Annotated in this window: 9 protein-coding genes; 7 read left to right on the top strand and 2 right to left on the bottom strand. The window is 51.7% G+C overall.

The genetic code is table 11. The features are described from left to right. From IGR76_07850 to IGR76_07840, 3 genes are all read left to right on the top strand, one after another. On the top strand, positions 1–828 hold an 828-nt coding region (locus tag IGR76_07850; GenBank protein ID MBF2078422.1), incomplete at its 5' end, for a UDP-N-acetylmuramate--L-alanine ligase. A gap of 203 nt (positions 829–1031) precedes the next feature. Next, the gene (gene murB / locus IGR76_07845) at positions 1032–2066 is read left to right on the top strand and encodes a UDP-N-acetylmuramate dehydrogenase (protein MBF2078421.1); all 1035 of its coding nucleotides are present in this window, start codon (positions 1032–1034) and stop codon (positions 2064–2066) included. A gap of 214 nt (positions 2067–2280) precedes the next feature. After that, a complete protein-coding gene (locus tag IGR76_07840) occupies positions 2281–2631 on the top strand; it encodes a YbaB/EbfC family nucleoid-associated protein (GenBank protein MBF2078420.1) in 351 nt (116 codons plus the stop codon). 131 nt (positions 2632–2762) lie between these two features. On the opposite strand, the gene IGR76_07835 is transcribed toward IGR76_07840, so the two are convergent. After that, positions 2763–4178 carry a phosphoglucosamine mutase gene (locus IGR76_07835; protein ID MBF2078419.1) on the bottom strand — a complete coding sequence of 472 codons (1416 nt, stop codon included), beginning with the start codon at positions 4176–4178 and terminating at the stop codon, positions 2763–2765. A 425-nt stretch (positions 4179–4603) separates the two neighbouring features. On the opposite strand from IGR76_07835, the gene IGR76_07830 reads away from it, so the two are divergent. Then, positions 4604–4831, top strand: a complete 228-nt coding sequence (locus IGR76_07830) for a hypothetical protein (GenBank protein ID MBF2078418.1) — start codon at positions 4604–4606, stop codon at positions 4829–4831. Between the two features lie 95 nt (positions 4832–4926). Here IGR76_07830 and IGR76_07825 read toward each other — a convergent pair whose 3' ends face one another. After that, positions 4927–5277 carry a hypothetical protein gene (locus IGR76_07825; protein ID MBF2078417.1) on the bottom strand — a complete coding sequence of 117 codons (351 nt, stop codon included), beginning with the start codon at positions 5275–5277 and terminating at the stop codon, positions 4927–4929. A 466-nt stretch (positions 5278–5743) separates the two neighbouring features. On the opposite strand from IGR76_07825, the gene IGR76_07820 reads away from it, so the two are divergent. The 3 genes from IGR76_07820 to IGR76_07810 are packed head-to-tail and all read left to right on the top strand — an operon-like array spanning position 5744 to position 8300. After that, complete coding sequence (locus IGR76_07820) at positions 5744–6478, top strand: dTMP kinase (GenBank protein ID MBF2078416.1); 735 nt, start codon at positions 5744–5746, stop codon at positions 6476–6478. Next, the gene (locus IGR76_07815) at positions 6451–7389 is read left to right on the top strand and encodes a DNA polymerase III subunit delta' (protein ID MBF2078415.1); all 939 of its coding nucleotides are present in this window, start codon (positions 6451–6453) and stop codon (positions 7387–7389) included. The genes IGR76_07820 and IGR76_07815 overlap by 28 nt, the downstream gene beginning before the upstream one ends. A 38-nt stretch (positions 7390–7427) precedes the next feature. Then, a complete protein-coding gene (locus tag IGR76_07810) occupies positions 7428–8300 on the top strand; it encodes an S-methyl-5'-thioadenosine phosphorylase (GenBank protein ID MBF2078414.1) in 873 nt (290 codons plus the stop codon). The last annotated feature ends 197 nt before the right edge of the window (positions 8301–8497 follow it).

Here is an 8497-nt window from a genome sequence, read left to right as displayed (position 1 = left end):
GTGATTGACACCTTCCGACAGTTCGCAAGCCAGTGCGATATTCTCGTCGGGTGTGCAGACTGTAAAACGGTCGTCGAGGCGCTTCATCCCACCATTACCTACGGCAGTCAGCCTGGCACCCAAGCCGATTATATTGCCGACCAGATCAACTTTCATGCCAACGGCACATCAGCTCGCATTTGGGAACGGGGAACCGCACTTGGCACTCTTAATCTTCAAGTCCTTGGCCAACATAACTTGAATAACGCCCTAGCGGCGATCGCCATTGGTCGGTTACTGGGTCTAGAATTCACCCAAATTACAGCAATTCTCTCAACCTTCGAGGGAGCACGGCGTCGCTTTGAGCATCGAGGTGAATATCGGCAAATCACGCTCATTGATGACTATGCCCACCATCCCAGTGAATTGCAGGCGACTCTTTCTGCGGCTCGCCTCCGAGTTTCGAGTGACCCAGCGGCGGTCGGGCGAGTGGTGGCGGTTTTCCAACCCCATCGTTACAGCCGAACCCAGGCTTTCTTAGAAGAGTTTGGGCAAGCCTTCAGCAATGCCGATTTAGTTGTACTGACGGACGTCTACAGTGCCGGAGAAGCGAATCCGGGAAACTTCTCAGGTGAAACCTTAGCGGCAGAAGTGGCTCGCCATCATCATCAAGTTGTTTACCAACCGACCCTGCCTGAGGTGTTAGCCTACCTCCAACAACAGTTACAACCTCAAGATCTCGTCTTGTTTTTAGGAGCGGGTAACTTAAATCAATTGATTCCTGAACTATCCCAGTACTATCAATCTCTCGATCGTCCTCAGGCGTCACCCGCCTACATTCAATCCTGAACCTTTGCGTATGACATGGAATCTATTAGCAATGACGCGACGAATTCAAAGCTGTTATTCCCTTAAACCTCTATCCATACGCGCATTGGCAAGTTGACAAACCCCGTTTATAGTCATTTATCCCTGAGGGCGCGTTCCTCCCTAGCGTTTGAAATCGCTTGAAGACAAACTTTGAATGTGTGAGGCACAATCCAGATACTATCATGACCGTTTCTAAAGATCCTCCAATTCGGAGAGCCGCAGCTCCAACATCCTCTAGACCTATGGCACCTTTAAGCCAACCCGAAGAGTGTGGTAAATTTTTCTCCCCTCCCCTAGGTTCCACACCCAGCACTATTACTCTACCAGGAGTAGATTGCCAGATTCGGACGCAAGTGCCGCTATCGAATTTCACTTCATTTCGCGTGGGGGGGCCTGCCGAGCTCTACGTTGCGCCTCGCAGTCTTGAAGAGTTGCATGCTAGTTTTAACTGGGCAGAAGATCGGGGCATTCCCATCACTCTCCTGGGAGCAGGTTCCAACCTCCTGGTGAGCGATCGCGGTGTACCCGGACTTGTGATTGCAACCCGTCATCTCCGCACCAAAATCTTTGAGGCGGATACAGGACGAATCACCGTTGGAGCCGGTGTACCGCTTGCTCGGTTAGCGTGGCAGGCGGCGGCTCAGGGATGGACAGGGCTAGAGTGGGCGGTAGGTATTCCGGGCACAGTCGGTGGATCCGTCGTGATGAATGCTGGAGCTCACCAATCCTGTATGGCGGATATCGTGGTTGACGTTCAGGTTTTGGTACCGAATTGCCAAACGGTTATCTTGAAACCCGAAGCCCTAGGTTATGCCTACCGCATGTCCAATCTCCAGGGCGATCGCCGCTTAGTGACCCAAGCCACCCTTCAGCTTCAGCCGGGTACCAACCCGGAGCAGGTTTTAGCGACCACATCCGAGCACCTCAATAGCCGCCGTAATAGTCAGCCTTACCACCTACCCAGTTGTGGAAGCGTCTTCCGTAACCCAACGCCGCGCAGTGCCGGTTGGCTGATCGAGCAGGTCGGATTAAAGGGCTACCAAATTGGTGGGGCGCAAGTTGCCCAACGCCATGCAAACTTTATTCTGAACTGCGGGGGGGCTACCGCAGATGACATCTTCCGACTCATCCGCCATATCCAGGAGCAGGTTGAACAGCAATGGTCGTTGCTCTTGGAACCGGAAGTTAAGATTCTTGGAGAATTCGAGCGAGTCTAGACGAATTGCCACGGTGGGATCGCATCTTATTTAAAATGAAACAGGTAAACGTTCTATTCTGTTGGTAGAGCTAGGGTCGCTCCACAGAAAATCTTGGGAACTATAGAACTATCGGGATTACCGTACTACGATTCCCAAGGAGATGCGGTATCGTGTATTGATGCCACGGCCATACTTATCGTTGGCCAAAATGTTCAAACCACAATAGAGAATTATGCAGAAAGGACAAGGACAAGGATTTGGCTTCGGTCTTGGCAAAATGAAAGAGCTAACTGAAGCGATCAAGAAAGCGCAACAGGTTCAGGAAGGCGCTAAGAAGCTTCAGCAAGAACTTGAGGAACTAGAAGTCGAAGGTTCCGCAGGGGGTGGGCAAGTTAAGGTATTTCTGAGCGGCAACCAAGAACCACGTCGTGTTGAAATTACCCCTGCTGCCCTTGAAGAAGGTGCAGAAATGCTTTCCGACCTCGTTCTGGCTGCGATGAAGGATGCCTATGAGCGTTCGACTGCAACTATGCGCGAACGCATGGAAGAGTTAACGGGTGGTCTGAACTTGCCAGGAATGTAGTTCCTGTAGCATTTCATCGCTATTCAATAATTTCGATAGTCCCTAAAGGAGTCCGCAGAAATTACGGACTCCTTTGGACTGTCTTAAAACGATGCAGCGTAATGCTCCACGGCTCGAACCAACGTATCCGTCTATAGGTGAGTTAGCTTATCGCTCATCGCCTCGACCATGACCCGAATCACTGGCTCTGTGCCCGATGCCCGAACGAGCACCCGACCTTGATCCCCCATTTCCGCTTCTGCTTGGGCAATAGCTCCAGTCAGCTTATCGTTTTGCTGCCAGTTTAGACGGCGATCGCGATCTTCAACTCGCACGTTTTTAAGCACTTGAGGATAGGTTTGGAAGCTTTGTTCCATGAGTTCTGTCAGGTTGTTTCCAGAGCGCCGTACCATGGCCGCGAGGTGAAGCGCTGTTAAGAGTCCGTCGCCCGAAACACCGTAGTGATGGCACAGGATATGTCCGGACTGCTCACCCCCTAGCATTGCCCCTTGCCGACGCATTTCCGCCTGCACGTACTGATCTCCAACGGGTGTCCGCACCAACTTACCGCCCTGGCGTTCCCAAGCCCGTTCAAACCCAAGGTTCGCCATCACCGTTGAAATAATCGTTTGGTTGGGCAGCATTGCTGAAGACTTGAGCGATTGCCCCCAGAAGTAGAGGATATAGTCTCCATCCACAACCCGTCCATTTGCGTCCACGGCCATCACGCGATCGGCATCGCCATCGAAGGCAAATCCGATGTGAGCGTTGGATGTCTTGACGGCTGCTTTCAACGCCTCTAGATGGGTCGATCCACACTTCACATTAATGCGATCGCCATCGGGACGATCGTGCATTGCAATAACCTCTGCCCCCATATTGCGGAAGGCAAGGGGCGCAACCTCCACAGCGGCTCCCCAGGCGAGATCGAGCACAACCCGCATCCCCTCAAACGAAACACTCGGCAGCAGAGGACTATGGAGGGACTCCACATAGGTACTGACTAAATCAGGACGATAATAGTGCTGTCCCCACTGGTTCGACAGAAAATTGCCAACAGCCAGCCCTTCGCCGCTGAGATTCGACCGCAGCGATGCCTCAATTGTGCGCTGTAGATCAGCAGACAGTTTCGTGCCATCTGCATCAAAAAACTTGATTCCATTATCTTCGGGGGGATTGTGGCTGGCAGAAATCATGACCCCGCCGATCGCAGGCAAAATGCTGGTGAGGTAAGCCACAGTAGGGGTTGGACACAACCCCAGGTTCCAAACTTCTAGCCCCGCAGCGGTCAAACCTGCCGACAATCCCATCGCCAGCATATGACTAGAATTTCGGGAATCCTGACCCAAGATAACTGGGCCAGCAGTTTTAGCGCGATCGCGTAGCGTTTGTCCTGCCCAGAATCCAATTTGCATCGCTAAAGGAGCCGTCAGCAGATCACCCGCACGTCCACGAATCCCATCCGTGCCAAACAGTTTTCCTGCGGGAAGGGCGATCGCTCCCCATTCTGACCGACGTAGCGACGTTGGTTCTAAAGATCGGCTCGAAGAAGTAGCTGACAAAACCATAAATCATTACACTCCACACATCACACGTGACATCTTGCACAATTGCAAGTGCAAAATTTTTGATTCATCCGACCTGACAGCCCTCTACCTGACACCGAGCTATTAAGTCTGGACGCAAAACTGCTCAAAGTTTAAATATTTAAAGAGTATCTTTTACAAAAATTCACCATACTCCCTACTCGAACATTTGAAAAGCGTATGTATAACATATAGCGGTCGGATTTGAAAACGGGATTGCTTTATATCGTTTGAGCAAATGGCCTAGGGAAGCCAGGCATTCTATATATTTCCATCATTAGTCGATGCAATCAGAACACTCTACGCCTAATGACGCATTTTTAGGCAGAACGCCATGAAACGTATCTGAGGTGCCTAGCTACGATCCGTGCTGGGGTTGATGCGTCCCGGCAGAACTGGCGCACGACATGCAACAAGCTGATCAGTTTGGGCAATCTGACCCAGACATTGACCGTGCTAAGTCATTCCAATGGCGTGAAGCTTCCACAATTGATGCCGGAAGCATAACACCTAGTGTGGAAAACAGCACACTTATTCGACTAAATGTCGTACTTTTTCAGGCAATCCTTGGGCGATCGCCACTAGCGAAGCGCCATCGCCTATCCCCAAAGGTATGGCACCCTACCGAAACCTAACGCTAAAAATGGCTCTGAGCCGTATTCAGAGCCATCCTCGATCCGATTAATCGGCTTAATCGGCCAAATCGATAGACCATTGGAGCGGGCGATCGCTAGCTCGCTACACTTTCCATCAAATGCCAGCGATGATTTTCCATAATCGCCTGATTCACAAGATTGAACATTCGGCGGCAATGATTATCCCGTTTCAGCGGTAATTCCTCATTTTTAACCACGAAGTTCATCGTGATGGGAGCATCCAAGGCTTCCGGGAGCTTATCAATCAAGATCTCAACCGTTACAAGCTGAGCATAACTCACCTCGCCCGGCAATTCCCTCGCCATTAAATAGTCACCTGTGTCGTAAACAACCCTGAGATTGCACGATTCCAAAAGCTCAGCTAACAGCCCTGGAAAGCTGTCCGATTGAATCGCGATGGTAAATAAACTGGTGTAGCGAGCCATAATTACCTTTGCGTCCTCGTCTGTTTAGCAACAATGAGCTTGAGAGGCTATTCCCAACTCTAAGCTTAGATCTAGTTACGTAGCCTTGAGCAGCCCTAATCCAAGAACTACTGGGAACTAGCGGCTTTGCAACTGCATCAATCCAAAAATTGACTTGGGAGAGACGCGCCTAAACGCGGAATTCTAACGTTTGACTAACCCAATGCGTGCACCGGAAATACACAACTCGTAACTGAGGATGCACCGATGCAATACAGCTATACCAGCATAGACAGAGATGTTCAGGACTAAATATATCTTTCGACAGAACCTAGACTCTAAGTAGGTGCAACATTGGCTGTGCGACTTGCAATAACCTCAAGGATTAGCGCTAGGTCTAGAATCTCACCTACTATATCTTTTACTGATATGGTCTTAGGTTAGTACAGGACTCTTTATTTTTCAAATCCTTACGTGCAGCCTAGTTATGATTCCTTCCCGTGTAGATAGTCTCTTGAACACTCCCGAAAGACGACGTACACCTGGCACGTTTATTGTTCTGGAAGGAGGCGAAGGCTCCGGAAAAACGACTCAAATCAAGCGCTTGGACTGCTGGTTAGCCGCTCACCCCTGGTTTCAGATACTCCAAGCACACTATCCACACGCCGAGATTTTGACCACTCGTGAACCGGGAGGAACCCCCATTGGTCAAGCCATTCGCAAGGTCTTACTCGACCAAAATTCGGATGAGGTGATGCAGGATAGGGCTGAACTGTTGCTGTATGCGGCTGACCGTGCCCAGCATGTCGAGTCCTACCTTAGACCTGCGTTAATTCAGGGATCTATAGTATTGTGCGATCGCTACACTGACTCAACCGTGGCGTACCAGGGCTATGGGCGAGGGTTGGATCTGGGTTTAATTGAGCAACTGAATGCGATCGCCACTGGAGGACTTCAAAGTGATTTAACCCTGTGGCTGGATGTTGATGTTGAAATTGGCTTACAGCGCACGAAGCAACGAGGAAGTCTTGATCGTCTGGAACAAGCCAGTCTCGATTTTCATCAGCGGGTGCGGGCTGGGTTTCAAGTCTTAGCGCATCAGTATCCCAAACGTATTGTCCGCATTGACGCTAGCTTAGAGCCAGATCAGGTAGCTCAGCAGGTGCAAACCGTCGTTATGGAACATCTTCAGCAGTGGTATCCCTCGTTTTCGAATCCTTAATCGGTCAGCCCCAGGCGGTGGACTTGCTCCAAGCAGCGGTGCAGCAGAATCGCGTTGCCCCTGCCTATCTCTTCGTGGGGCCATCGGGCGTGGGTCGGGGTCTCGCGGCTCAGGGATTTACGGAATTGCTGTTGTCGAAACCGGGGGATTCCAGTGATCGCAACACGACCCGCATTCGCGATCGCAACCATCCCGATTTACTGTGGGTGGAGCCAACCTATCTGCATCAAGGCAAACGGTTGACTGCTGCCGAGGCGATCGAAGCCGGAGTCCAAAAGCGGACGCCTCCCCAGGTGCGGGTTGAACAAATTCGCGAGATTACCCGGTTTCTGAGTCGGCCTCCCTTAGAGGCAGGGCGATCGCTCGTGGTGATCGAACAGGCAGAAACCATGGCGGAATCTGCCGCGAATAGTTTGCTGAAAACCCTGGAAGAACCCGGACAGGCAACGATTATTCTGATCGCTCCTAGTATCGATTCTCTGTTACCCACCCTGGTGTCCCGTTGTCAGCGCATTCCGTTTTATCGGCTCTCGGATCAGGCCATGTCTCAGGTCTTGATGCGTGCCGATCATGAGGAGATTCTAAATACGCCAGAGATCATTGCGTTGGCTCAGGGTAGTCCGGGAATGGCGATCGCCCACTGGCAGCAGCTTCAGGAGATTCCCGCCGATCTGCTCAGCAGTGTGTCTCAACCACCCGCCTCCACCCGCCACGCCCTCGAACTGGCTCGCACCATTCAGCAATCCCTGTCTCCTGAAGCCCAGCTTTGGCTGACCGATTACCTACAGCAGTCCTACTGGCGTCAGGGGCACACCCAACCCCTCCGGCTCCTAGAAGAGGCGCGGCGACATCTACTGCACTACGTTCAGCCCCGTCTGGTCTGGGAAGTGACCTTGATGGGGATGGTGTAGAATTCGGGAGGTTGATGCCGTGCGAAGGGTTGAAAAAAATGGCTGACGTCAAGATTGGGATCATTGGGGGCAGCGGACTCTACAAGATGGAGGCGCTCACGGATATTGAGGAAATCCAGATTGAAACGCCCTTTGGTTCACCGTCAGATGCGCTGATCCTAGGCACCCTGGACGGCACCCGCGTTGCATTCCTGGCACGGCACGGTCGCGGCCATCACCTCTTACCGTCTGAACTTCCCTTCCGCGCCAATATCTACGCCATGAAAAGTTTAGGGGTGGAGTACCTGATCTCCGCCTCCGCCGTAGGATCGCTCCAGGACGCCGCAAAGCCTCTGGATATGGTGATCCCCGATCAGTTTATTGATCGCACTAAAGGTCGAGTCTCCACCTTTTTTGGGGATGGAATCGTGGCTCATATTGCCTTTGGTGATCCCATTTGTAAAAATCTGGCGGGCGTCTTGGGAGAGGCGATCGCCAGCCTCGATCTCCCCGATGTCACGCTCCATCACGGCGGCACCTACCTCTGCATGGAAGGGCCAGCCTTTTCTACCAAAGCGGAATCGAACCTCTACAGAAGCTGGGGCGCAACGGTGATCGGCATGACTAATCTTCCAGAAGCAAAGCTGGCACGAGAGGCCGAAATTGCCTATGCAACCCTGGCTCTCGTCACCGACTACGACTGCTGGCATCCCGATCACGACAGCGTCACCGTTGAAATGGTGATCGGCAATCTGATGAAGAATGCCACCAATGCCCAACGCGTGATCCGCGAAACCGTCCGGCGTTTGAGCGAGAATTTTCCTCCGTCCGATGCTCACAGCGCTCTAAAGTACGCAATCTTAACGCCAAAAGACCATATCTCTCCAGACGTTCAGGAGCGGTTAGGGCTGTTACTGAAAAAATATGTGTAGGGTGGGATGTTGCTATTTCATAACTTGGTGATGGGAATTCGCCCACCTAGGCTATAGAAATCTCCGAAATGATTCATTTAAGATCGGTAGACATTACGGCAAACCCATGTTTGAGGTCTTTCCTTAGACAATGCGCTACGCTGTTGCTAACGCATCCCACGCTTGGCACCTTACTTGAAGACTTGAAGCATTCAGAG

It is taken from the genome of Synechococcales cyanobacterium T60_A2020_003 (genome assembly GCA_015272205.1).
Lineage (GTDB): Bacteria > Cyanobacteriota > Cyanobacteriia > RECH01 > RECH01 > JACYMB01.
This window is presented reverse-complemented; position numbering and strand designations above follow the sequence as displayed.